The sequence below is a fragment of the Planotetraspora sp. A-T 1434 genome (assembly GCF_025420585.1).
Classification (GTDB): domain Bacteria; phylum Actinomycetota; class Actinomycetes; order Streptosporangiales; family Streptosporangiaceae; genus JAOEGB01.
The window spans coordinates 54,892-77,363 of record NZ_JAOEGB010000032.1; the positions used below are offsets into that span (position 1 = coordinate 54,892).

26 protein-coding genes and 1 pseudogene are annotated in these 22,472 nt (G+C 70.6%); 16 read left to right on the forward strand and 11 right to left on the reverse strand.

Annotation, left to right across the window (positions count from 1 at the left end):
* Positions 1 to 35: 35 nt before the first annotated feature.
* From N5079_RS30710 to N5079_RS30730, 5 genes are read right to left on the reverse strand one after another with little or no spacing between them, the layout of a single operon-like run.
* Positions 36 to 797: a thioesterase II family protein gene (locus tag N5079_RS30710; protein WP_261587664.1), complete on the reverse strand. Its 762-nt coding sequence runs from the start codon at positions 795 to 797 to the stop codon at positions 36 to 38.
* A complete protein-coding gene (locus tag N5079_RS30715; protein WP_261587665.1) occupies positions 794 to 1,876 on the reverse strand; it encodes an esterase FrsA in 1,083 nt (360 codons plus the stop codon). Before N5079_RS30715 ends, N5079_RS30710 begins: the two co-directional genes overlap by 4 nt.
* Complete coding sequence (locus tag N5079_RS30720; RefSeq protein ID WP_261587666.1) at positions 1,873 to 2,628, reverse strand: 2-oxo acid dehydrogenase subunit E2; 756 nt, start codon at positions 2,626 to 2,628, stop codon at positions 1,873 to 1,875. The genes N5079_RS30715 and N5079_RS30720 overlap by 4 nt, the downstream gene beginning before the upstream one ends.
* Complete coding sequence (locus tag N5079_RS30725) at positions 2,625 to 2,858, reverse strand: phosphopantetheine-binding protein (protein ID WP_261587667.1); 234 nt, start codon at positions 2,856 to 2,858, stop codon at positions 2,625 to 2,627. Before N5079_RS30725 ends, N5079_RS30720 begins: the two co-directional genes overlap by 4 nt.
* Positions 2,858 to 3,889, reverse strand: a complete 1,032-nt coding sequence (locus tag N5079_RS30730) for a 3-oxoacyl-ACP synthase III family protein (RefSeq protein WP_261587668.1) — start codon at positions 3,887 to 3,889, stop codon at positions 2,858 to 2,860. Before N5079_RS30730 ends, N5079_RS30725 begins: the two co-directional genes overlap by 1 nt.
* Positions 3,890 to 4,176: 287 nt before the next feature.
* Between N5079_RS30730 and N5079_RS30735 the strand changes: the two genes are divergently transcribed.
* A complete protein-coding gene (locus N5079_RS30735; RefSeq protein WP_261587690.1) occupies positions 4,177 to 4,299 on the forward strand; it encodes an asparaginase domain-containing protein in 123 nt (40 codons plus the stop codon).
* Here N5079_RS30735 and N5079_RS30740 read toward each other — a convergent pair whose 3' ends face one another.
* Positions 4,300 to 5,394, reverse strand: coding sequence for a sensor histidine kinase (locus N5079_RS30740; protein ID WP_261587669.1), 1,095 nt, complete (start codon positions 5,392 to 5,394; stop codon positions 4,300 to 4,302).
* Positions 5,387 to 6,082, reverse strand: coding sequence for a response regulator transcription factor (locus N5079_RS30745; protein ID WP_261587670.1), 696 nt, complete (start codon positions 6,080 to 6,082; stop codon positions 5,387 to 5,389). Before N5079_RS30745 ends, N5079_RS30740 begins: the two co-directional genes overlap by 8 nt.
* 87 nt (positions 6,083 to 6,169) lie before the next feature.
* On the opposite strand from N5079_RS30745, the gene N5079_RS30750 reads away from it, so the two are divergent.
* The 6 genes from N5079_RS30750 (at position 6,170) to N5079_RS30775 (ending at position 11,237) form a co-directional block, all read left to right on the forward strand.
* Positions 6,170 to 6,874: an ABC transporter ATP-binding protein gene (locus N5079_RS30750; protein ID WP_261587671.1), complete on the forward strand. Its 705-nt coding sequence runs from the start codon at positions 6,170 to 6,172 to the stop codon at positions 6,872 to 6,874.
* Complete coding sequence (locus N5079_RS30755; RefSeq protein WP_261587672.1) at positions 6,874 to 9,285, forward strand: ABC transporter permease; 2,412 nt, start codon at positions 6,874 to 6,876, stop codon at positions 9,283 to 9,285. Before N5079_RS30750 ends, N5079_RS30755 begins: the two co-directional genes overlap by 1 nt.
* Before the next feature lie 460 nt (positions 9,286 to 9,745).
* The gene (locus N5079_RS30760) at positions 9,746 to 9,970 is read left to right on the forward strand and encodes a hypothetical protein (RefSeq protein ID WP_261587673.1); all 225 of its coding nucleotides are present in this window, start codon (positions 9,746 to 9,748) and stop codon (positions 9,968 to 9,970) included.
* Between the two features lie 162 nt (positions 9,971 to 10,132).
* Positions 10,133 to 10,315 (forward strand): hypothetical protein, encoded by a 183-nt coding sequence (locus tag N5079_RS30765; protein ID WP_261587674.1) that lies wholly within the window; start codon positions 10,133 to 10,135, stop codon positions 10,313 to 10,315.
* On the forward strand, positions 10,312 to 10,773 hold the full coding sequence (locus tag N5079_RS30770; RefSeq protein WP_261587675.1) for a hypothetical protein: 462 nt from the start codon (positions 10,312 to 10,314) through the stop codon (positions 10,771 to 10,773). The genes N5079_RS30765 and N5079_RS30770 overlap by 4 nt, the downstream gene beginning before the upstream one ends.
* A gap of 131 nt (positions 10,774 to 10,904) precedes the next feature.
* A complete protein-coding gene (locus N5079_RS30775; protein WP_261587676.1) occupies positions 10,905 to 11,237 on the forward strand; it encodes a YciI family protein in 333 nt (110 codons plus the stop codon).
* A 149-nt stretch (positions 11,238 to 11,386) separates the two neighbouring features.
* Here N5079_RS30775 and N5079_RS30780 read toward each other — a convergent pair whose 3' ends face one another.
* Positions 11,387 to 11,755: a VOC family protein gene (locus tag N5079_RS30780; protein WP_261587677.1), complete on the reverse strand. Its 369-nt coding sequence runs from the start codon at positions 11,753 to 11,755 to the stop codon at positions 11,387 to 11,389.
* 301 nt (positions 11,756 to 12,056) lie between these two features.
* On the reverse strand, positions 12,057 to 12,797 hold the full coding sequence (locus tag N5079_RS30785; protein WP_261587678.1) for a TetR/AcrR family transcriptional regulator: 741 nt from the start codon (positions 12,795 to 12,797) through the stop codon (positions 12,057 to 12,059).
* A gap of 87 nt (positions 12,798 to 12,884) precedes the next feature.
* On the opposite strand from N5079_RS30785, the gene N5079_RS30790 reads away from it, so the two are divergent.
* Complete coding sequence (locus N5079_RS30790) at positions 12,885 to 13,748, forward strand: NAD(P)H-binding protein (protein WP_261587679.1); 864 nt, start codon at positions 12,885 to 12,887, stop codon at positions 13,746 to 13,748.
* 153 nt (positions 13,749 to 13,901) lie between these two features.
* Here N5079_RS30790 and N5079_RS30795 read toward each other — a convergent pair whose 3' ends face one another.
* Positions 13,902 to 14,147 carry a hypothetical protein gene (locus N5079_RS30795; protein WP_261587680.1) on the reverse strand — a complete coding sequence of 82 codons (246 nt, stop codon included), beginning with the start codon at positions 14,145 to 14,147 and terminating at the stop codon, positions 13,902 to 13,904.
* A 205-nt stretch (positions 14,148 to 14,352) separates the two neighbouring features.
* On the reverse strand, positions 14,353 to 14,826 hold the full coding sequence (locus tag N5079_RS30800) for a hypothetical protein (RefSeq protein ID WP_261587681.1): 474 nt from the start codon (positions 14,824 to 14,826) through the stop codon (positions 14,353 to 14,355).
* Positions 14,827 to 14,870: 44 nt separating this feature from the next.
* Here N5079_RS30800 and N5079_RS30805 point away from each other — a divergent pair, with 44 nt between their 5' ends.
* The 8 genes and pseudogenes from N5079_RS30805 to N5079_RS35675 form a co-directional block, all read left to right on the forward strand.
* Complete coding sequence (locus N5079_RS30805) at positions 14,871 to 15,842, forward strand: helix-turn-helix transcriptional regulator (protein ID WP_261587682.1); 972 nt, start codon at positions 14,871 to 14,873, stop codon at positions 15,840 to 15,842.
* A 337-nt stretch (positions 15,843 to 16,179) separates the two neighbouring features.
* The gene (locus N5079_RS30810; RefSeq protein WP_261587683.1) at positions 16,180 to 16,740 is read left to right on the forward strand and encodes a hypothetical protein; all 561 of its coding nucleotides are present in this window, start codon (positions 16,180 to 16,182) and stop codon (positions 16,738 to 16,740) included.
* Entirely contained in the window at positions 16,737 to 17,825 is a 1,089-nt protein-coding gene (locus N5079_RS30815; protein ID WP_261587684.1) for an efflux RND transporter periplasmic adaptor subunit, read from the forward strand. The genes N5079_RS30810 and N5079_RS30815 overlap by 4 nt, the downstream gene beginning before the upstream one ends.
* Positions 17,822 to 18,508 carry an ABC transporter ATP-binding protein gene (locus N5079_RS30820; protein WP_261587685.1) on the forward strand — a complete coding sequence of 229 codons (687 nt, stop codon included), beginning with the start codon at positions 17,822 to 17,824 and terminating at the stop codon, positions 18,506 to 18,508. The genes N5079_RS30815 and N5079_RS30820 overlap by 4 nt, the downstream gene beginning before the upstream one ends.
* On the forward strand, positions 18,505 to 19,689 hold the full coding sequence (locus N5079_RS30825; RefSeq protein ID WP_261587686.1) for an ABC transporter permease: 1,185 nt from the start codon (positions 18,505 to 18,507) through the stop codon (positions 19,687 to 19,689). The genes N5079_RS30820 and N5079_RS30825 overlap by 4 nt, the downstream gene beginning before the upstream one ends.
* 46 nt (positions 19,690 to 19,735) lie before the next feature.
* The gene (locus tag N5079_RS30830) at positions 19,736 to 21,286 is read left to right on the forward strand and encodes an ATP-binding protein (protein WP_261587687.1); all 1,551 of its coding nucleotides are present in this window, start codon (positions 19,736 to 19,738) and stop codon (positions 21,284 to 21,286) included.
* Positions 21,283 to 21,942, forward strand: a complete 660-nt coding sequence (locus N5079_RS30835; RefSeq protein ID WP_261587688.1) for a response regulator — start codon at positions 21,283 to 21,285, stop codon at positions 21,940 to 21,942. Before N5079_RS30830 ends, N5079_RS30835 begins: the two co-directional genes overlap by 4 nt.
* 45 nt (positions 21,943 to 21,987) lie before the next feature.
* A pseudogene (locus N5079_RS35675) lies at positions 21,988 to 22,209 on the forward strand (DUF6069 family protein); the annotation flags it as partial.
* Between the last annotated feature and the right edge of the window lie 263 nt (positions 22,210 to 22,472).

Sequence of the window (22,472 nt, forward strand, 5' to 3'; positions counted from 1 at the left end):
TCACTCTCAGTCGTGGTGCGGGCGGCCGGCGGGGATCAGACGGGTACGGCGAGCCCTCGCCGTACCGTCTCCGAGACGTCCTCCAGCCGCCGGGTCAGGTAGAAGTGGTCTCCGGGCAGGACGGTGAGCCGGAAGGGGCCGGTGGTGTGCTCCCGCCACCGGTCGGCCTGGGCGACCGTCACCCGCGGGTCGCGGTCGCCGACCAGCGCCGTGATCGGGCAGCGGACCGTGGCACCGGGCTCAGGCAGGTAGGCGCGCAGCGCCCGGTAGTCGCCGCGCAGCGCGGGCAGCACGAGTTCGCGCAGGTCCGCGCTCTCCAGCACCTTCCGCGAGGTGCCGCCGAGAAACAGCACCTCCTCCAGCAGGGACCGGTCGTCCCGCAGGATCTCCGGGTCCACGCGGGTGAGGGCGGGGGCCCGCCCGCCGGAGACGAACAGCCGCTCCGGGGGCGTGCCGAGACCCCGCTCGGCCAGCAGCGCCGTCTCGAACGCCACCAGGGAGCCCATGCTGTGCCCGAAGAAGGCCGTGCGGGCGCCGTCCGGCTCCCCGGCGATCACCTCGGCCACCCGGCGGGCCAGCGCGCGCACGTCCTCCACGGCGGGCTCGCGCCGCCGGTCCAGGCGTCCGGGGTACTGCACGGCGAGCACGCGCACCGCCGGGGCGAGGGCCCGCGCGAGCGGGACGAAGAAGCCCGCCGAGCCTCCGGCGTGGGGGAACGCCACCAGGCAGGGGGCGTCCGGCGCGGCGGGGGCGTACTCGCGCAGCCAGTCGTCCCGGATCCGCGCGGCGGCGGTCACCGGCCCGCTCCCGCCCGGGCGGCCTCCAGGGCCGCGGTCAGCGCCGCCATCACCTCCGGATCGGCGTCGGGCCGCATCCGCTGCACGGCGAGCAGGCTCCACACCCGGGTCTCGGCGAGGTGGGAGGGGGCGCCGTGGACGTCGTCGTGCTCGACCAGCCGCAGGTCCCGTACGTGCCGCTTCAGGCGTTCGACGTCGCCGGGAGGGATGATTTCGTCGCGCCTGGCGGTCACCGCGGCGAGCGGCACGGTGAGCGCGGCCAGGTCGGCGTCGCGGAGGGCCCAGTCGCGCACGTGGGCGAACACGGCCTCCGGCGGCACTCCGGTGAGATGCGCGAGCGTGTCACGGGTGATCTTCGGCACCCGGGCCTGCCAGTCGGCGTCGGTGAAGAAGTCGTGGATCGGCGGGCCGTTGCCGACCACGCCGCGCACCCGCGGGTCGCGCAGCGCGGCGGTGATCGCCGCGTGGCCGCTGAAGCTCAGCGCGAGCAGGTACGTCTCGTTCACCCGGGCCCGGCCCTCCAGCGCGTCGAGGATCGCCGGGAACAGGGTCCAGGCGTCGGGGCCGTACCGGAGCGGGCTCTCGCCGACGCCGGGCAGGTCGGCCACGACCCCGGCCATGCCGAAGGACGCGATCTGCGGCAGCACCGCGCCCCACTGCTCCTTGGGGCTCACGATGCCGCCGGTCATCACGAGCAGCGGCCGGGGCCGTTCGGCCGACAGCCCCGCGGCCCACACCCGCACCGGCACCCCGCCGACCTCCACGACGACCGCTTCCAGGCCCGGCACGCCGCGCCGCCACCGGTCGAACGCGTCCAGGCCGCGGGCGAGCGCGCGCTTGCGGCCCGGACCGTCGACGTACGGGAACCGGCCCATCGTGTAGTACTGGGCGGCGAGGGCCGTCTGTCCCGCCGCGTCCCACTCGTCGCCGGCGCGGATCCACTCGTACGGCCAGGAACCTGGCTCGTCGCCCGCGTCCGTGGTGACGCGGTCCAGCAGGGCCGCGTAGTGGTCGGCGGGCAGGCCCTGCGAGATCGCGTGCGCAACGACGAACCGCTTGAGTTCCGTCAGGTCGTTCATTCCTCGTACGCCTCCAGCGCGTCCTTGATCTCGGTGAGCACGTCGGCCGCCTCCGCGCCGTCGATCACGCGATGGTCGAAGGCCAGCGACAGGCGCATGACCGGGGCGATCACCACCGCCCCGTCCCTGGCCACCGGGCGGTCGGCGATCCGGCCCACCCCGAGGGTGATCGTGGTCCCGCCGACCGAGTGGAAGCCGTCGACCGCTCGGTGGCCGAGCGAGGTGACGCTGAACGTGCCGGTGATCACTGGCCGGCGGTCGAGCAGCCCGGCCGCCTCGCGGAACCGGTCGAGCGCCTCCCGCCAGGACAGCCGCCGCAGCGCGCGGATGCCGGCGAACTCCTCGGCGGTGCCGGGGTCGGCCGCCGCCGCCCGGTCCAGGTGGGCCTGCACGTCGGCGAGCGACGCCGACTCCAGCCCGGGGATCACGGTCGCGAGCACGACCCGGCGGCCCTCCCACGTCTTGTCGAGGGTGACCTTGGCCGCCACCGTGTCGTAGGAGGCGACGACCGGGTCGAGCCCGCCGTGGATCGCGGCGTTGGCCTCCGGGTGCTTGGCCAGGACACCGGCGGCCGCGTGCACGACGTAGGAGACGACCGAGCGACGTTCTCCCGCCCGGCGGGCCCGCTCCCGCCCCGCGACGATCGCGGTGGCGTCCACCTCCGTGTCGAGGAAGACCGGCGAGAAGTCGCGGATCTGGTCGAGGAAGAACAGGGTGTGCCTGCGCTGAGGAGGGAACGGCTGCCCGGTCATCGGTTCACCAACTCGTAGATCGTCTCCAGGCTGGCGGCGTCGAGGAAGTCGGGCAGCGACAGCGGCCGGCTGACCCGCTTCTCGAGCAGCACGAGCATGGTCAGCAGGTGCAGCGAGTCCCAGCCCGGCACCTCGTCGAACGTCCGGCCCAGGTCCTCGGCGGCCACGGCGAGGCCGATCTCGTCCCGCAGCAGGTCCACGAAGTCGGCCCGACTGATGACGGCCGTCATCACACACGCTCCAGGGCGAGACCGGACCTGATCCACTTGCTCGACTCGATGGCGACCGCGATCGCCCGCGACGGCCGCGCCATCGCGGGCAGCAGCCGGTCGAGCTGGAAGAACAGCAGGGCGTTGCCGTTGTTGCCGGTGTCGGCGACGCAGGAGACCTCCTCGGCCGCCGGGAAGGCGAGCCTTTCTGTGATCTTCGCGGTCATCGTGACGGACAACTGCGGCGGCAGGATGTAGCCGACCTCCGCGCGATCCCAGCCGAGGTCGTCCAGCAGTTCGTCGGCCGTCTCCTCGGCGAGCACCGGCACGTGCTCCTCGATCGCCTTGTAGTCCTCGCTGGCCGGCGCCTCGCCCTCGTCGCGGTCGGCCAGGCCGTACCAGCGCAGGGTCTGGCCGGGCGCGCGGCCGAGACCGGACAGCCGGGTGAGCACCGACCGGACCACCGGCGCCTCCGGATGGTCGCCCACGGCGAGTACGGCGGCGCCCGCGCCGTCGCCGAACAGCACGTAGTTGACCAGTTCGTCCGGCGGCAGCGCCGTCAGGTCCGCCTTGACGTCGTAGTGCTTGGCGATCACGTCGCCCCCGATCACCAGCGCCGTGCGGTACCGGCCGGTGGACAGCAGCGAGGCCGCGACGTCGAAGGTCTGCACCGCCCCCGAGCAGCCCGACTGGAGCTGGAACGTCGGCACGCCGTCGATGCGGAGCCGGTCGGCGACGACGTTCACGGTGGCCGGCATCAGCGTGTCGGGAGTAGCGGTGCCGAACACCACCACGTCGACGTCCTCGGCGGACACACCGGCCCGGGCGAGCGCCTGGGCCGCGGCGCGCTCACCGAGATCGGCCAGGCCCTCCCGCCGCTCGCCGGTGGACAGGTCGACCGCCAGGTGACGCGTCCGGGTCCCGATGAACGTGTCGACCCACTGCCGCCACACCTGGTCCATGCCGAACGCCGCGGCCAGGGCGGCGGTGTCGATGGGCGGGCCGGGCAGCGCCGTCCCGACGGACAGAAGTCGTACCGGTATGTCCCCCATGCGCTCCTCCAACGAGCCGCGTCCGCGCCGCCCGCACACTTCGCGGGCACGGCCGGGATGGTGACCCGGATCTGATCACTGCTCAAACGCTAAGAGCGGCCACTAAAGCAGCCCTAAGCCCTAGATTTCGGGCAAAGGAGTCATCGCGAGCGCAGTCACCGGAGCCGGGACCCGGGGCTGGAGAGTCGCGCGGGCCGGGAGAAGGCGTCGCGTCAGGAAGAGGGCTCCTGGACGGCGGCGCACTCGGTGCTCGGCCGTGACAATGACCCCACGAGCACACCGACACCATCGAGGAGACCGCCTATCTGCTCGACCTGCTCCACAACGGGGAGGTGCCGGTCGTCGTGACCGGCGCGATGCGCAACCCCGCCCTCGCCGGTCCTGACGGGCCGGCCAACGTCCGTACTTGACTATTTGGCTGCATGCGGTGGTGGGGTGGGTAGTTGAACGGCGATACGGAGTCCGCCCGCAGGGCGCGGGACGATAGTGAGGGATCCGTCGTGTACTTGGGTGATGCTCTTGACGATTGCCAGGCCGAGGCCGACGCCTGCGTGGTCGTTGCGTATCCTTCCGGTGCCGCGCTGAAACGGTTCGGTGAGTGTCGAGACCAACTGTGGGGACAGCTTCTCGCCGGTGTTCTCGACAGTGAGCACCACGGTCTCGGGGCGGACGGTGGTCTCGACCCACACGGTGCCCTGCCCAGGCAGGTTGTGCACGATCGCGTTGTGCACAAGGTTCGTCGTCATCTGCAGCAGGAGCGCTTGCGACCCGATAGCCGGGGTGATGTCACCGGAGGTATGGACGGTGACACCGCGTTTCTCGGCGAGCGGGAGCAGTGTTTCGGTGGCCTCTTCTACGAGTAGGGACAGGTCGACAGGTTGTCGGGTGAAGGACCTCTGGTCAGCGCGGCTGAGCACGAGTAGCGCTTCAGTGAGGTCGATCGCTCGAGCGTTGACGGAGTGAAGGCGGTCGACGAGTTCGCCATGGTCGTGTGTCGGATCATTGCGGGCCACGTCGAGAAGTGACTGCGAGATCGCCAGCGGAGTGCGCAGTTCGTGAGAGGCGTTGGCTGCGAATCTCTGCTGTTCGGCGACGTGTGCTTCGAGCCGTGCGAGCATGGTGTCGAAGGCGTCGGCGAGTTCGCGGAACTCATCTCTGCGGCCCTGTAGCCGGATTCGGTGGGAGAGTGATCCGTTCGCGGCCATGCGTGTAGCGTCCGTGATGCGGGTCAGCGGGGCGAGCATGCGGCCGGCGAGAATCCACCCTCCCGCGAGACCGAACACCAGCAGGAACGCGAACACTGCGGCTGCCGCCGGAGCGAAAGCATGCAGGGGGTCGGGCCGGTTGGGAACAAAACGACCCGGAGTGAAGAGCACACCGTCGGCCACATAACGCCGAAGGAACACCCACACGGCCGCGAGTAGCAAGGCACCTGCAAGCGTGACGAACCCGGCATAGCTGAGGGCAAGTTTGAGACGGACGCTCAAACCAGGCGCACTATCCACGGTTCCCTCCCTCACGTCTGGTGCCGGGTGCTGTGTCGATGCGGTAGCCGACGCCGGCCACGGTGGCGATGACCCCAGGTTCGCCGAGCCGTTTGCGCAGTGCCGAGACAGTGATGCGCACGGCGTTGGTGAAGGGGTCGGCGTTCTCATCCCACGCTCGCTCCAAGAGTTCCTCGGCGCTGACGACACCGCCCTCGGCAGCGACGAGGACTTCGAGCACGGCGAACTGTTTCCGGGTGAGCGCGACGTAGCGGCCGTCGCGGTAGACCTCGCGGCGGAACGGATCAAGACGCAGCCCTGCGATCTCTCGCACGGGTGGTCTGTTGTGGGCGCGCCTGCGGTCGAGTGCTCTGAGACGGAGCACGAGTTCTCTGAGTTCGAAGGGCTTCGTGAGGTAGTCGTCGGCGCCGAGTTCAAACCCGGAGGCCTTGTCGTCGAGGCGGTCGGCGGCGGTGAGCATGAGGATGGGCATGCCGCTGCCGGAGGCGACGATGCGTTTGGCGATCTCGTCGCCGGAGGGGCCGGGGATATCACGGTCGAGGACGGCGATGTCGTAGGCGTTGATGCTCAGCAGTTCCAGAGCGGTGTCACCGTCACCGGCGATGTCGGCGGCGATCGCTGCCAGGCGTAGGCCATCGCGGATGGCTTCTGCCAGATAGGGTTCGTCCTCGACGATCAACACACGCATGCTCCCGAGGCTACGAGCCGGAGCATATCGTCGGCGTATCGAAAACCGCATACGTGCTGACAACACCACGCTGCCTTGACTGGCGGCATGACGACCACCACCCAGCAGGCCACTCAGGAAACCGTGGCCGCCAGCGCGCGGAATCTGACCAAGACCTACGGCCAAGGCGATACCCAGGTGCATGCCCTGCGGGGCATCGACCTCGACCTCTCACGAGGTAGGTTCGCCGCGATCATGGGGCCGAGCGGGTCGGGCAAGTCCACGCTGATGCACTGCCTGGCCGGACTCGACCAGCCCAGCGGCGGCACCGTCACCGTGGCCGGCACCGACCTCGGATCACTCGATGACGACACGCTCACGATTTTCCGCCGCGAGCACATCGGCTTCGTGTTCCAGTCGTTCAACCTGCTGCCGACGCTCACCGCGGGCGAGAACATCGTGCTCCCGCTTGAGCTGGGCGATCGCCGGATCGACGACGCGGCACGGGAGCGCGCGCACATGCTCGCCGATATCCTCGGCGTGGCCGACAGGCTCGGCCACCGGCCCACAGAGCTGTCCGGCGGCCAGCAGCAGCGGGTCGCGATCGCCCGGGCCCTGATCACCCAGCCGGACCTGCTGTTCGCCGACGAGCCCACTGGAAACCTGGACAGCACCACGTCGGCGGAGGTGCTGGATCACCTCCGCCAGTCGGCGCGCGAGCTTGGCCAGACCGTCGTGATGGTCACCCACGAACGGGACGCGGCGGCGTACGCCGACTACGTGGTCACCATGCAGGACGGGCGGATCGTCTGATGCGTACCGTCTTCCTCGCGTCGCTGCGCACCCACATCCGCAGGTACGTCGCAGCGGCGATCGCGGTCGCCGTCGCAGTCGCCTTCGTCGTCGTGGTCGGCGTGCTCACGTCCGGGGCACATAGCGGACTCATGGACGGCCTGGGGGCGCCGTACCGCAATGCCGACCACGTGGTCTCGGCGGTGGGATGGCCAGCGTCCGTGCTGGACCCGAAGGCCGCGATCGCATTCACCGAGCGACACGGTGAGAACGCGGCCGCGACCGGCCGGGCAACGCTGCCGGCGCGCGCGAACGGCCGGCGGCTCTCCGAAACGACCGTGGGGCCGATCGCCACCTCGGAGGAGTGGCGCTGGCAGAAGCTCAGCTCGGGTCGCTTCCCAGCAGGCACGGGCGAGGCGGTGGTGGACGTGTATTTCGCCCTGGCCGAGAATATCGAGGTCGGCGACCGGGTTCGGATCGGCGAGGGCGCCGCCGCGCGCGACGCACGAGTGGTCGGTCTCGTGGAGTCGCCCTCGCCCCCGGCCCAGGCCGCGATGTACGTCACCTGGCCGCAGTTGCTGCAGTGGCGCGACCACATCCATCTGACCGCGGTGGCGGTGCGCGGGGAGGTAGGTCAGCTCCCGGAAGGCGCGAAAGCCCAGTCGCCGGAGGGGTTCGCCGCGGAGCGGCTGACCTATGTCCAGAACAGGGTGAACAGCTTGTCGGTGATGCTGCTGTTGTTCGCCGGCATCGCGCTCTTTGTCTCGGTCCTGGTCATCGCGAACACGTTCTCCATCCTGTTCGCGCAACGACTCCGCGACTTCGCACTGCTGCGCTGCATCGGCGCGACCCGGCGGCAGGTGGTGCGTTCGGTACGCCGCGAGGCGGCCGTCGTCGGGGTGCTCGCGTCGCTGACCGGGACACTGGTCGGTATCGGTCTCGGCTACGGGCTGATCGCCCTGATCAACGCCCTCACGCCCACCATCCCGATGGGCGCCGCCGAGCTGCCCACGCCCTGGCTGCTGGGGGGGTTCGCCGTCGGACTGGTGGTCACCATGGTCGCGTCCTGGTTGCCGACCCGGCGTGTGGTCCGGGTGAGCCCGCTGGCGGCGCTGCGCCCGGATACCGCGGTCGACGTACACACGGCCACCGGCCTGGTGCGGCTGGCGCTCGCTGCGATCCTCCTGGTCACCGGGCTGACCCTGCTCGGGCTGGCGATGGTCCAGGACAGTACGGCGCTCATGGTGGCAGGCGGAGGATCGGTGTTCGCCGGCGTACTCCTGTTCGGGCCGGTGCTCGTTCCCCGCCTGGTTCGGATCACCGGCGCGCTGCTCGGCCCCGCCGGGCGGCTGGCGACCAAGAACGCTGTGCGCAATCCGCGGCGGACCGCCACCACCACTGCCTCCCTGCTGGTCGGCGTCACCCTGACGACCGCCGTACTCACCGGGATGGCCACGTGGCGTTCGTCGTTGGATGAGCAGATCGGTAGGGACCACCCCATCGATGTCGCGCTCACCTCGCCCAAGGAGCCGGTCACCACTGACCTCCTCAACCGGGTACGTCACACTCCCGGTGTGGAGCAGGCCATTCCAGTGGACGGCGCCGTGGCCCGAGTGGCCGGGCTCGACAAAGCGATCCCGGTTGTCATCGCGCCCGCCGCGGCGCAAGTGGCCCGCGACGGCGGGGCGTTCGCCCGGGTGGAGCCGGGGAAGATCGGAATCGATTCCGAGGCCTTCGGCAAGAACCTGAGTCTCCGGCCCGGTGACCGGGTCACGGTGCACGTCGGCGACCGGCGAGCCCAGTTGCAGGTCGCCGTCGGCTCCGGCTGGGGCCCGGTGGGCGTGGTCGCGCCCGAGACGCTGGCGACGCTCACCGACGCCCCCGAGCCGCATGCCATCTGGATCCGCGCCTCCTCCGGCGCCGACCCGGCTCAACTCGGCGGTGACCTGGACGAGCTGGCGGATCCGGTTGGCGCGACGATCGAGAACGGGTTGCGGACCTGGGAGTCGCTGGACCAACAGCTGGGAATCTACGCCTGGTCAGCGCTCGGCCTGCTCGGCATCGCCGTCGTGATCGCCCTGATCGGGATCGCGAACACCCTGGGGCTCTCCGTACTCGAACGCGCCCGCGAACACGCGATGCTGCGCGCGCTCGGGCTCACCCGCAGGCAGCTGCGGCGGATGCTGGCGACCGAGGCAGTGCTGCTGTCGGTGGTGGCCACCCTGCTCGGCACCGTGATCGGCGTCGGGTTCGCCTGGGTCGGCTACGAGACGATTGTGAAGCGGGCTCTCAGCGACGCCACCATGCAAGTCCCCTGGCCATTACTCGGCGTCGTCGTCCTCATCGCCGCCCTGGCCGGACTCCTCGCCGCTGTTCTCCCGGCACGCCGGGCCGCCCGGGTGACTCCGGCCGCAGGGCTATCCCTCGACTGATACCCTCGTCAATCGCTTGGCTGGCGGCTGCTGACGTCCGCCGGCCATGCGCGGCACTGTGTACGCGACGTGTCCATGCTCGGACGCATAGACGAGTCCCTTCTTGATCAGACAGGCCGTGCTGGCCCAAGTGACGTTGGAGTCCTCTCCAGACGGCAGCGACATCTGAAGACAGGCTCAGGCCGTCGCCATCATGGGCAAACGCCCGCGAGTAATCGCGCTGTGCAGGCGTGGCGCGTTCCGACCGGGATCGGCAGAAGCCATGGTCTACGTGACCCTGTCCCACAGCCCACTCTGGCGTCAGGCAACTTCAGCTTCGGGCCGTCGGCGACATTCCAAGCGGCTTGCCCGTACTCCTGCAGGAAGTAGGAATATTCGGCGGTCTCTCGCACGACGTGTTCTGTCGCCGCTGGTTCCCCATCAGCTCCCTCCAGATGTGCGGGATCCGCGAGTGCCTTTCATGCGGCCAGTGGTGGGAGCCGGCCGATCGCTCGCCTTCCACACCACCCGAGCGTTCAACCTGGAGCTCGCAGCGGCGATCGACGACGCCTCTCCTGAGTTGCAGCGCCGAGCATCGATCCTCGAAGCCCGGCGGCAGTGCCGGCTCGCCCGAGTCGCCCACCACCCCCTTCTCGCTGAGATGCTGGCCGGGGCGGAGCAGGGCGAGACCATGGTGATGCCGTAAGACAGCCCGCTCGCCAAGCTCATCCGCATCTGGACCTCCGATCTGACCGGGCAGCCCCATCGATACGGCAACGGGCGAAATTTGCGACCCCTTGACCCCCAGTCGCTTATTGACGTTCATTCGTCACCTTAAGTAATCGGAGCGGACGGGATCGGCCGCGGGATGGGCGTCCTCGACCTCGCCGGCACCCTGTGCAGCGGCGGTCGAGGCCAGGCGACGGGCGACCTCGCCCTGCACATCCTCCAGGTCATCGAGGCCATCTGGCAGGCCGCTGCCACCGGCACCTGCCAGGCCGTACCGAACGCCACCGTGACTGCGGTGTGGGCGGAGGGACCTGCCCGATGACCGGCAGAGCGTGGGTCAGGGCGTATCCCGACATTCAGATGGCGGGGCGACGCTTGGCGGCCTATCTCGGCGAACACTTCGATCCCACGCTCACCGACTTCGAGCGCCTGCGCCGGTTTCTCAACCAGGAGTGGGCACGTCTACACCCGCACTTCTACGAGCGCAGCATCGGTTACCTGTACGACCTGACCTGGTTCCACTACATGGACGCCAAGGACGGCTTCTTCCGCACCCTGCTGGATTTCGCCGACGAGCACGGACTCAGCCGCATCGCCGACATCGGCTGCGGCGTCGCTCTCGACGCCCAGGCCCTGCTGCAGGCCGCCACACATCACCGGTGTCCACGATCGACGAGTGCCGCACAAGCCGCGCTCACCGTCTTGCAACGGCCTCACATCCAGGTCATCGGCAGGAACGGAGCGGGGCGACTACTCATCCGTGGGCGTGACGTTGCGTAGCGCGCGACTCGCGGCATGAGCGGACATCGGCGGCTGACCCCGGTGTGCGGAGCATCGGACGCACCGATGAGTTGAGTGCGCGATGAAGGGCAGTACTTGCGAGCGGTCGGGACGAACCAAAGGAGGACGCTATGGCGAAATTTGTGACCATCGGGTATGGCGACCAGGAAGGTTACGACCGCACCGACGCCGCGGTCCGCGACCAGGCACACGCACATGACACTCGCTTGCGTGCGGCGGGAGCCGATATGGGGATCGCTGGCTCGCCCGTACGGGTGCGAAACCACGACGCTGCCGGCGTGAGCGTGGAGAGCGGATCGTTCATGTCGTCGGCTCTCCCAGTCGCCGGGTTCGCGATCATCGAAGCGGCAACGCTGGAGGAAGCCATCCAGCTCGTGTCAAGGACCCCCTGCGCCGTCGCGGACGGTGTTGTCGAGGTCTGGCCGTTGCGGGACGCGCCGTAGGCCACTGGCTGCGACGTACGCACATCGGCATGACCGTGTCAGGCGCTGCCGATCCTCCGTCACGTATCGTGACGCCCGGTCCGCGGCAGAAGAGGGCATGTTCGGTGGGACGGGCATGCGTGCTCCGGAGCGTGGATGAAGCGGTGAGTTCAGCGGGATTGGTGGCAGACTGCCTCGACATTGTTGCCGTCGGGATCGCGTACGAAGGCGCCGTAGTAGTCCGGGTGGTACTCCGGCCAGACTCCCGGCTCATGCAGGACCTCCGCGCCGGCGCCGATGGCCGCGGCGAAGAAGGCATCGACCAACAGCCGGTCGGTTGCCGCGAAAGCGATGTGCGACTCGCGGAAACCGTCGCCGGTCGACTGCTGGCCAATCCAGAACGTGGGGCGGTCAACGCCGTATCCGATGACTGGACCGAATTCCATGATCCGTCGGCCGCCGAGCGGCGCCAGAACAGCGTCGTAGAAGGCCGCGCTCTTGACGAGGTCTCCGCACTGAATCGACAAGTGATCAAGCATGGCGGCAGTCTGCCAGACGGCACCGACAGCAGCGAGGGCATCGAAACAGCAGCATGATGGAGCGTCTGCGGCATCGTCGCGCGTTCGCGCGCACGGCGGCATGAGCGGAAGCCTGCGTATCAGTCCGTCTTCACCCCGACGGACACATGCCCACCTGCACCTACGTCCGCGTGTCATCGACCTCGCCCGGATCGGGCCCAGCCGCCGTCGGCTGTGGATCCACAGCAACTGCCGTTGGCGAACTCGCCCGCTTTCTCCGCTTGCGGATGCGGTCAACCTTGGACGGCACCTGATCGCGGTCTCAGTCGGGGCTAGCTGAGGCACCGGGGGTGGTTGGGCCGTCGCCGGCTCGATCCAGCCACTCCGACAGCAAGGCGCGCTCGGCGTCGGTGAGCATTGTCAGCTTCGGTGTGACGGCCCGGAATGCGACAGCGGCCGCGGTCGCGCTGTCCGCGGGAAGCGTCGGCACGTCGGTGAGGATCGATCGCATCACCGCCTCGTACATCGCGTCCGCAAGGTCGAGGTCCCGGTGTTCCGGCGGGGTGGAGAGCAAGGTGAGCACGGCGCCGGCGCCGGCGGCGTGGATCAGTTCGACGGCGCGCCTTTCTGGGACCCGAAGCCGGCCGATTGCCGCAACGCGGTGCACCCGGGCGCGCAGAACCTCCAGGCCGGCGGCCGCCGCCGGCGAACGAGCCGCACGGCTAGGGTCGGCGAGGAGACCGAACAGCGCTGCGTTGGCGAGACCGAAGCCAATATGCGTGTCCCACCCCGCCCGAAGATCTGCAATCGGGTCGCCGCTGTCCTCGACGAGGGTCTTCCCTGCGGCGTAGGTGGCGAAGACGTGTTCGGCGACGGCGTCGAGCAGCGCGTCCTTGTCCTCGAAGAACCGATAGATGGTCGGCGCCTGCATGCCGGCCGCCTGCGCGACCGCACGGGTGGTGACCGCGCTTGCGCCCTGCTCGCGCAGGAGCTGCGCCGCGCACTCCACAATGTTCGCTCGCGCCTTGTGCCTGCTGGCGCTATCCGGCCTAGCCTCTGCCATGCTTCCAATGATAACGAACACTTGCTATCCTAGTTGTTAACACTGGTAGCATTTGAATCGTTCCAGCGTTAGCACGTGAGGGCGAACATGATCATCATTACCGGCGGTACCGGCCAGCTCGGCTCCCAGATCGTTGATCGGCTGCTCGATCGGATCTCGGCAGACCAGGTCGGCGTGAGCGTCCGCAACACCGACCGCGCTAGCGGCCTGGCCGCCCGCGGGGTACGCGTGCGGCGCGGCGACTTCACCGACCCCCACTCCCTCGCCGATGCGTTCGAGGGCGCAACGCAGGTGCTCATCGTCTCGACGGACCAGACGGGCGAGGCAGCGGTTGCCCAGCACGTCGCGGCGATCGACGCCGCTCGCGATGCCGGCGCCAAGCGCATCCTCTACACCAGCCATCAGGGCGCCGCCGAGGATTCGGTCTTCGCGCCGATGCCCGACCATGCCGCCACCGAGCGCTACCTATCGAAAACGGGCACACCATTCACGGCGCTCCGGAACGGGTTCTACGCCAGCACCGCCCGGCATCTACTCGGCCGGGCGCTCGAGACGGGCGAGCTCGTCGCGCCGGCCGATGGGCCCGTGTCCTGGACCACGCACGCCGATCTCGCTGAGGCGGCAGCGATCATCCTCGCCGACGAGGGCCGGTTCGATGGTCCGACCCCGCCACTGACCGCACCGGACGCGCTCGACCTTGCGGACATCGCCGGCATCCTCACCGAACTCACCGGACGCACCATCCGCCGGGTCGTCACCGACGACGCGGCGTGGACGGCCACAATGATCGACCACGGTGTACCCGCGGATCAGGCGAACATGCTGCTCGGCATGTTCCACGCAGCACGCCGGGGGGAGTTCTCCACCACCGGACCGGAACTCGAGAACCTCCTCCAGCGCACAGCCACGCCGGTCCGTTCGACGTTGGATGGACTCACCACCCAGCCGTGAACTTCCCGATGTGGCTGCCCTATGGGCGGCCACATCGCACTCATCTCGGCAGAGCCGGACGTGACCCGCATTCGGATCTCCGACGCCCACCCAGCGGCAGAAGAGGACGTTTCGAGCACGGATGCCCCGCCCTTGGATGGACGGCAGTCTTCGCTAGCTTACGCGGGTGAAGTCCATGATCCAGTTGGTCTCCCAGGTCTCCTCGCCGTCGTAGGAGAACGCCTGCTCCCAGCGGCAGGATGTGGGCGTGATCGCGGACCAGAGGAACCGCACCCGGATCGCCCGGCCCTCCCACGAGTCGTCGGCGAAGAACCGGCCCACCCCGTCGTCGCCGAACCGCCCCACGCAGGGAACCGGGTGCATGCCGACCCTGCCGTCGATCCAATGCAGGGACCACAAGTCCGTCTTGGGTCGTAGAGCCGGACGGTCGCCCCGCTGTAGCCCTTGGTCGAGAACGTGATCTCGTCGAAGTTGCCCGCGCCGCCGAAGAAGCTGCGGACGACCGACCGGGCCGGGAGCTCCTCCCATTCATCATTGCCGACGCCGCGCTTCAGCAGCTTGCGGTTGGCGACGTCCCAGGTGCCGACCAAGAAGTCGAAGTTGTTCACAGTCCCACCAATCCGGCCGGGCGAACGTCGGCCATGTACGCGTCGAGGTCCGGCTCGTCGGGCACCAGCATGTGCCGGACGAACGACGGCCGCTCGTGCTCAAGTGCGGGCAGCTCCCAGACGCATCCGACGAAGTGTCTGGTCTGGCGGATGAAATGCGTGGGGTCCTCGTCCGGGCACCCAAGTGCGGGCTGACCCGCCGCGGCCACGTGCGCTTCCACCACGTTGTCCCACGACCACGTGTAAACGAGCAGGTAGGCGCCGGTGTCCCCGCCCCGGTGGAGGACGATCCAACCGGCCGGGGAGTCGTGGGCGGGCGGCGGGACAAGCTGAGGAGCGAACTCGTACGCCGCCTTCTCCACCTCGGACTCCAGCTCGTGGCCGGGGCTGTCGACGTGATAGCACTTGTACGGTCGGCCGTTGATTCTTACCGGGCCCACAGGCCGCATGTGCTTCTCGATGAATGCCATGACCGGACCATACGCATGGTCCACTGACACGTATTGTCAGTGGTATGCGAGCTTCTCGGCTTCTGTCCGTACTTCTGCTCCTTCAGGCCCGTGGCCGCATGACGGCACAGCAGCTCGCCGACGAGCTGGAGGTCAGCGTGCGCACCATCTACCGGGACGTGGACTCGCTGCACGCCGCGGGGATTCCCCTGTACGGCGAGGCCGGACACGAAGGTGGTTACCAGCTGCTCGACGGCTTCCGCACTCGGCTGACCGGGCTGACCGAGAAGGAGGCCCAAGTGCTGTTCCTCGCTGGGCTGCCCGGCCCCGCCGCCGACCTCGGCCTGGGCGCGCTCGCCGCGGCCGCCGAGCTCAAGATCGAGGCGGCGCTCCCCGCGGACCTCCGTGAAGGCTCCCGCTGTATCCGCGAGCACTTCCACCTGGACGCACCCGGCTGGTACCACGACGGCGACCAGATCCCCCACCTTCCGGCCGTCGCCGACGCGGTCTGGAACAAGCGGATCATCCACGTGCTCTACCATCGCTGGCGCGAGCCGTACGAAATCAAGCGCACGCTGGAGCCGTACGGACTGGTCCTCAAGGCGGGCAAGTGGTACCTCGTCGCCAGGTGCGAGGGGACGATGAGGACGTACCGCGTCAACCAGATCCTCGACCTCCAGGTGGCGGACGAGACTTTTACTCGCCCCAACGGCTTCGACCTCGGTGCGTTCTGGCGGGACCACCTGGTCGACTTCCGTGCGCGCCTCATCCAAGGCCATGCCGTCATCCGGCTGTCGCCGACCGGCAGGGAGCGACTCACCGAGTGCATGAGCTCCCAGGCGGTCAAAGCGGTGGACGAGACAGCATCGGCCCCCGACTGCCTGGGCTGGGTCACCGCGACGGTCCCGATCGAGTCGCTGATCCATGCCCACGGCGAGTTCCTCAAGCTGGGCGCGGAATGCGAGGTACTCGAACCGCCGGCCCTGCGCGCCAAGCTAGCCACCACAGCGAAGGCCCTCGCCTCCCTCTACACGTGACTCATCGGCAGAGCCGGACGTGACACGCATTCGGATCTCCGACGCCCGCCCAGCGGCACCGCAACCTCATCGCATCCCCTCATCGGCATGAGCGCTCGGCTCGCGGCAGAAGTGGGCGTTTGATCTTGGTGCGAATCATGGCTTGAGAGTTCCCAAAAGAGGCGCCATTACCGCGAGGCGAAGCCGATGGCGCTCGGCTGACCCCCCTCCTTCGTGGCGGCCGCCGTACCCACCAAAGGGGGAGCGGGGCGCCACCGCGCGGCGATGCCGCGGCCGGCGGGAGCTGGGAGCGTCGGTGGTGCAGACACCCGTGGCCAACGGCTCCCGAGGAGGCATCTTGCAGTTCAAAACCATGCATCGGTACTGGGTGGCAGCCATGCTGTCGGCCGGTCTCGCGCTCGGCGGATGCGGCTCCGGCGGCGGTGATGCCGCCCCGTCCGCCTCGTCGACGCTGAGCGATGCCCAGATTCAATCCGTCGTGAACGAGCTGGTCCGGTGCATCCGCAGCAACGGGGCGCCGGGCCTGCCCGATGTGAAGGCGGAGAACGGGCGCGTGGTCCTGCCCGACGAGACCACCGTCGACGAGGCCACCAAGCGAAACTTGGCCGCGGCCGCGGAGGCGTGCAAGTCGATCCAGGAGCGGCTGCCGGCGTCCGTCTTCGAAAAGCCGGGGCACGGCGGCGACCAGCAGCGCAAGCCGACCGCGGAGGACGTGCCGGCGTTGCGGGAGTGGTCCCGGTGCATACGTGAGCAGGGCGTGTCGGAGTGGCCCGATCCCAAGCCAGATGGCTCGTTCCCGCTCGACAACGCCGCCATCAAGGAGGGCAAGTCGGCCCGGATCGTCGCCGCGTGGCAGGCGTGCGAGCAGTACTGGAACGGCGGGGTGGAACGGTCATGACCGCGCCCTGGGGTCGACGGGTGGGGACCATCGCGGTGGTGGTGGGGCTCGGGGTCGGGTTGGCCGGCGCCGCGATGGCGGTGCTGGGGCGGCCGGCGTCGGCGCCGCCCGCGCCGCAGGTGTCGACCGGCACCGCGCCGGTCACTCGGGGGACGGTCGTCGAGCGGGTGCGGTTCGCCGGCACGCTCGGCTTCGACGGCAGCTACCCGGTGGCGCACCAGGCGGCGGCCGGCATCCTCACCGCGCTCGCCAAGGCGGGTTCGACGGTCACCCGGGGCGCCGCCCTGTACGCGGTGGCGAACCAGCCGGTGCGACTGCTGTACGGGGCGGTCCCAGCGTACCGGGACCTTCGGCTGGGGATGACGGCCGGGCCGGACGTGCGGCAGCTGGAGAAGAACATCGTCGCGCTCGGCCTGGACCCTGGGCGCTGCATCACGGTGGACGAGACGTTCACCGCGGCCACCGCGGCGGCCGTGCGCCGGTGGCAGGCGAAGTGGGGCCTGCCGGCCGCGCAGCGCACCGGCGCGCTGCCGCTGGGCGCGGTGGTGTTCGCGCCCGGCGCGCTGCGGATCGCCCAGCCGCAGGCGGCGGTCGGCACGCGGGTCGGCCCCGGGATACGGGTTCTGACCGCCACCTCCACCCACCGGGTGGTGACCGCCGACATCCCGACCGGGCGCAGCGGGTCGCTGAACCCCGGTGACGCCGTGAAGGTAACCGTGGCCGGCGCGGCACCGGTCCCCGGCACGCTGGCGCGGATAAGCCGGGTCGCCACCGCGCAGCAGGACCAGAACGGCCAACCCGGCGTCGCCACCGTGCAGGTGACCGTGAAGCTGACATTGCCGTCCGGCACGGCCGATCTGGACCAGGCACCGGTCGGCCTGCTGGTCAGCTCGGCGACGAAGCAGAACGTGCTACTGGTTCCGCTGGCCGCGTTGACCCCGAAGCCCGGCGGCGGCTTCCGGGTGCGGCTGTCCACAGGGGACTACGTCGAGGTGCGGCCGGGCCTGTACGACGAGGTCGCCGGCACCGTGGAGGTGACCGGCGCGCTGACGCCGGGCCAGCTGGTGGAGGTGCCGGCGCGATGACCCCGGTACTGGAGCTGCGCGACGTCCGGAAGGTCCACCCGGGCACGCCGCCGGTGACGTCGGTCGCTGGCATCAGCCTCACCATCCACAGTGGAGAGCTGGTGGCCGTGGTCGGCTCGTCCGGCTCCGGCAAGACCACGCTGCTGAACCTCGCCGCTGGGCTGGACCGGCCGACCGGCGGCTCGGTGCGGATCGCTGGCGAGCCGATCGAGCGGCTGTCCGACCGGGGCGTATCCGGGGTCCGCGCGCACCGGCTGGGAGTGGTGTTCCAGCGCTTCTTCCTGCTCGAACACCTCACCGCGCTGGACAACGTCGCCACCGGGCTGCTGTACCGGGGCGTACCGGCAAAGCAGCGGCGGCAGGCGGCGGCGGCCGCGCTGGACCGGGTCGGCCTCGGGCACCGCGCCCGGCAGCCGGCCGGCCGGCTCTCCGGCGGCGAGCAGCAGCGGGTGGCGATCGCCCGGGCACTCGTCGGCCGGCCGGCGGTGCTGTTCGCCGACGAACCCACCGGCAACCTGGACACCGTCACCGGCGCCGCCATCCTCGACCTACTGCGCGAGCTGAACGCCGACGGTACCACGATAGTGGTGATCACCCACGACGCCGAGGTGGCCGCGGCCGGCAACCGGCGGGTGGAGCTACGCGACGGCCTGGTCGTGCACGACACCGGCGGCCCGGCATGACGCCGCGGTCCCGGCTGCGCGCCGCCGACCTGCTCGCGGTCGGCACCGTGGGGCTGCGCAGCCGCCGCGTCCGGGCGGTGCTGTCGATGCTCGGGGTGGCCATCGGCATCGCCGCAGTGGTCTCCGTGCTCGGCATCACCCGCTCCAGCCAGGCAGACCTGCTGGCCCGCATCGACCGGCTCGGCACCAACCTGCTGACCGTGGTCAGCGGGCAGAGCCTGGCCGGCTCGGAGGTGCCCCTGCCGGCGACCGCGACCGGCGTAATCGCCGGTACCGAGGGGGTGCTCGCCGCCAGCGCGACCGCCGACCTGCACGGCCCCGTCGCGGCCCGGTCCGAACTGGACACCACCGGCGGCGTGGGCATCCGCGCGGCCGACACCGCGTTGCTGTCCACACTGGACGGTCAGTTGGCCGCCGGCACGTTCCTGACCGAGGCCACCGCGCGGTACCCGGCGATGGTACTCGGGCACCGGGCCGCCCAGGCACTCGGCATTGCGGACCTGGCCGGCGACCCGCGCGTCTCGGTCGGCGGCGCATGGTACGCCGTCGTCGGCATCCTCCGCCCGGTCGAGCTGGCCCCGGAGATCGACAGCTCGGCGCTGGTCGGCCTGGCGGTCGCCGCCGACCGGCTCGGCTACGACGGGCACCCGACCCGCATCTACGTGCGGACCGAGGTGGCGCGGACGACCGAGGTACGCGGGATGCTGGCCCGGGCCACCAACCCGCAGAACCCGTCCCAGGTCATGGTCAGCCAGCCGGCGGAGGCGCTGGTCGCCCGCCTCGCCGCGGCCGACGCAGGCACCGCGCTGTTCCTCGGCCTGGGCGCGGTGGCGCTGCTGGTCGGCGGCATCGGCATCGCCAACGTCATGGTGATCTCGGTGCTGGAACGGCGCGGCGAGATCGGGCTGCGCCGGGCGCTCGGCGCCACCCGAGGCCACGTCGCGGTGCAGTTCCTGGTGGAGTCCCTGGTGCTCGGCGCCGCCGGCGGCACGGTGGGTGTTCTGGCCGGCACCGCGGTCACCCACGCGCTGGCGTACCGGCACGGCTGGCAACCGCTGATCCCGCCGCTGGCGGTGGCGGCCGGGCTGGCCGCCGCTGTGGTCATCGGCGCGGTGGCCGGGGTCTACCCGGCACTGCGCGCCGCGCGGCTGGCGCCGACCGAGGCGCTGCGCACCGCGTGACGCCGGCGGCGGCCGGCGCACGATAATGCCGGAAGGGGGTGAGGCGATGGCCCGGCATCAGGGACTGCGGCTGCGGATGGCCGCCTCGTACGTCCTGGTCACCGCCGCGGCGGTCGCCGTGGTCGAGCTGGTGACGCTGGTACTCCTGGTGCCCCGCCTGGTGGCGGATAGCAAGCAGCGGGACCGCAGCCTGCTCGTCGGCATCACGGCGCACGACTACGCCGCGCAGGTGCTGGCCGCCGCCGGCCGGCTGGGCCGGCTGCCGACCGGCAGCGAGATCCAGCTCGGCGAGTCGGGCCTGGTGCTCGCGCCCCGCGAGGTCCGGATGGAGGCGGGCGGCGAGGGGGTCCGCATCCCATACACGGCGGCACGGCAGGACGAGCGGAAGCCGCTGTCGCTGGCGGTGCTGCTCAACCTGGATGGCCGGATCGCCGCCAGCTCGTACCCGCCGGGGTACCCGGCCGGTGCGGCGTTCGGCGGTCCCGGCGTGGTGACGCTGCCGGCTGGCGCGCTCGCGGTGTCGCCGAAGATGGCCAAGGGGGAGAACGGTCAGGCGGACACCACACTCGGCCCGGTGCTCTGCGCGCTGGCGCCGGTGAACCTGCTGGCGGCAGACGGCAAGCCGAACGCCGGGATCGACGGCGCCGGCCAGGCGATCGGCTACGTCTACGTCCAGGTTCCCTACGACGACCGGCTCCCGCTCGGCGCGGACCTCACCTCGCCGGGCACCGACGTCGGGCCGCTGCTCATTATCGGGCTGCTGGTCACCCTCGCCGCGCTGCCGGTCGGAGTGGTCTTCGGCCTGCTGTCGACCAAGACGCTGATCGGCCGGCTGCGCCGGCTGGCGGCGAGCACGGTCGCCGTCGCCGACGGCGACTACCACCACCGGGTACCCGTGTCCGGCACCGACGAGGTGGGCCAGCTGGAGGCGAACTTCAACCGGATGGCGGTCCGCCTGGCCGAGGCGATGTCCGTCCAGCGGCAGCTCGCCGGCGCCGGCGAGCGCGCCCGCATCGCCCGCGAGCTGCACGACTCCATCTCGCAGGACCTGTACTCGCTGCGGCTGCTCGCCGGCGGCCTGCGCCGGGCACTGCCGGCCGGCTCGCCGCTGCTCGGCCGAGTCGAGGCGATGGAGAGCACCGCCACCGGTACGGTGATCGAGATGCGGGCTTTGCTGCTGGAGCTGCGCCCGGTGGCGCTGCGCGACGCGGATCTCGCGGCCGCGCTGGCCGGGCTGTGCGCGGCCTACGGCGACCGGCTGGGCGTGCCGATCGCCACCGAGCTGGCACCGGTGACGGTGGCGCCGGCGGTCGAGCACGCGGCGCTGCGCATCGCGCAGGAGGCGCTGGCCAACGCGGTCAGACACGCCCACCCGACCCGGATCGCGGTACGCCTCGACGCGGTCGACGGCGGGCTGCTGCTGTCGGTCACCGACGACGGCGCCGGGTTCGACCCGGAGCGCGCCGGCGACCGGCACGGCATGGGCCTGCCGATGATGCGCGAGCGGGTCACCGAGCTGGGCGGCGACCTCCAGGTCGACTCGGCACCCGGCGACGGCACCACGGTCCTGGTCCGGCTGCCTGGGGAGCGGCCGTGATCCGTGTGCTGATCGTGGACGACCACAAGGTCGTCCGGCAGGGGCTGCGCCTCCTCCTGGACCAGGAGGAGGACATCGAGGTGGTGGCCGAGTGCGCCGACGGCGCCGCCGCGCTGCGCGCGGTGCATGCGCTGGAGCCGACGGTGGTCCTGCTGGACCTGTTCCTGGCCGGGCAGGACGGCCTCAGCGTGCTGGCGCAGATCAAACGGGACCGGCCGGGCACAGAGGTGCTCATGCTCACCTCGTCCGAGGCCGACGAGCACCTGCTCGCCGCGGTACGCGCGGGCGCGCTCGCCTACCTGTCGAAGTCCGCCGGCGTGGACCAGGTCGTCGAGTCGGTGCGCGCCGCGGCCCGCGGCGAGAGCCTGCTGGAGCCGCGGATCGCCGCGCGACTGGTGCGCAAGGTCCGCGAGGCGGGCGCGCACCGCCCGGTCGACCCACTGTCCCCCCGGGAGCTGGACGTGCTGCGGGTACTCGCCCGCGGCCGGTCCAACCGGCAGATCGCCAGGACGCTGGCCATCACCGAGGACACCGTGAAGGCGCACGTCTCCAGCATCCTGGCCAAGCTGGGGCTGGCGGACCGCACCCAGGCCGCGATCTTCGGGTTGCAGCAGGGGCTGGTCCCGCTGGACGACGCCCTGAACGACCCTGACTGACCCGCCCCCGGCCGGCCGCACGCGGTCCTCACAACCGCGGGAACATCTGGGGTGGGCCTCGTCGGGATTCAGCGCCAGTTCGGCCGAGCCGATGAGGAGCGGATCCGGGTACCGACAGCAGTGTCGCTGACCGCGATCTCGTTGGTCCCGCCCCTCCTCTCCGGGGCGAACACCGCCACCACCACCGCCCTCCTCGGACTACACCTCGTCCCTGCGACGGTGATGATCCCCACCCTGGCGCGGAGCCTCCGCACCCGGACCGATTGACGATCCCGCAACGGGACAACGCGCTGCGCAAGGGCCGTGCGCGAGCGCACTACGGTGGCCCCCCGGTGCTGCCACCCTCCATTCCAGGTTTCTTTCTTGGCCAATTCGACAGCTGAGTCGCGTGTGCGAAGAAGCACAGGGCACCTTGCGGGATGAAGACCAAACGCCATCCGCTTCGGTCGGGGGCGCACCGGGTACCCCGGTCGCGTTCACCCTGGCCGACCCCGCCGTCGCGCGCCTCCCACGTGGATTCGGCTCCTCCG

Coding starts and splice junctions, on each gene's coding strand:
- N5079_RS30715 (WP_261587665.1), bottom strand. CDS start 1,876: ATGAACGACCTGACGGAACTCAAGCGGTTCGTCGTTGCGCACGCGATC.
- N5079_RS30720 (WP_261587666.1), bottom strand. CDS start 2,628: ATGACCGGGCAGCCGTTCCCTCCTCAGCGCAGGCACACCCTGTTCTTC.
- N5079_RS30725 (WP_261587667.1), bottom strand. CDS start 2,858: ATGACGGCCGTCATCAGTCGGGCCGACTTCGTGGACCTGCTGCGGGAC.
- N5079_RS30730 (WP_261587668.1), bottom strand. CDS start 3,889: ATGGGGGACATACCGGTACGACTTCTGTCCGTCGGGACGGCGCTGCCC.
- N5079_RS30745 (WP_261587670.1), bottom strand. CDS start 6,082: ATGCGTGTGTTGATCGTCGAGGACGAACCCTATCTGGCAGAAGCCATC.
- N5079_RS30750 (WP_261587671.1), top strand. CDS start 6,170: ATGACGACCACCACCCAGCAGGCCACTCAGGAAACCGTGGCCGCCAGC.
- N5079_RS30755 (WP_261587672.1), top strand. CDS start 6,874: ATGCGTACCGTCTTCCTCGCGTCGCTGCGCACCCACATCCGCAGGTAC.
- N5079_RS30760 (WP_261587673.1), top strand. CDS start 9,746: ATGCGGCCAGTGGTGGGAGCCGGCCGATCGCTCGCCTTCCACACCACC.
- N5079_RS30765 (WP_261587674.1), top strand. CDS start 10,133: ATGGGCGTCCTCGACCTCGCCGGCACCCTGTGCAGCGGCGGTCGAGGC.
- N5079_RS30770 (WP_261587675.1), top strand. CDS start 10,312: ATGACCGGCAGAGCGTGGGTCAGGGCGTATCCCGACATTCAGATGGCG.
- N5079_RS30775 (WP_261587676.1), top strand. CDS start 10,905: ATGGCGAAATTTGTGACCATCGGGTATGGCGACCAGGAAGGTTACGAC.
- N5079_RS30780 (WP_261587677.1), bottom strand. CDS start 11,755: ATGCTTGATCACTTGTCGATTCAGTGCGGAGACCTCGTCAAGAGCGCG.
- N5079_RS30785 (WP_261587678.1), bottom strand. CDS start 12,797: ATGGCAGAGGCTAGGCCGGATAGCGCCAGCAGGCACAAGGCGCGAGCG.
- N5079_RS30790 (WP_261587679.1), top strand. CDS start 12,885: ATGATCATCATTACCGGCGGTACCGGCCAGCTCGGCTCCCAGATCGTT.
- N5079_RS30800 (WP_261587681.1), bottom strand. CDS start 14,826: ATGGCATTCATCGAGAAGCACATGCGGCCTGTGGGCCCGGTAAGAATC.
- N5079_RS30805 (WP_261587682.1), top strand. CDS start 14,871: ATGCGAGCTTCTCGGCTTCTGTCCGTACTTCTGCTCCTTCAGGCCCGT.
- N5079_RS30815 (WP_261587684.1), top strand. CDS start 16,737: ATGACCGCGCCCTGGGGTCGACGGGTGGGGACCATCGCGGTGGTGGTG.
- N5079_RS30820 (WP_261587685.1), top strand. CDS start 17,822: ATGACCCCGGTACTGGAGCTGCGCGACGTCCGGAAGGTCCACCCGGGC.
- N5079_RS30825 (WP_261587686.1), top strand. CDS start 18,505: ATGACGCCGCGGTCCCGGCTGCGCGCCGCCGACCTGCTCGCGGTCGGC.
- N5079_RS30830 (WP_261587687.1), top strand. CDS start 19,736: ATGGCCCGGCATCAGGGACTGCGGCTGCGGATGGCCGCCTCGTACGTC.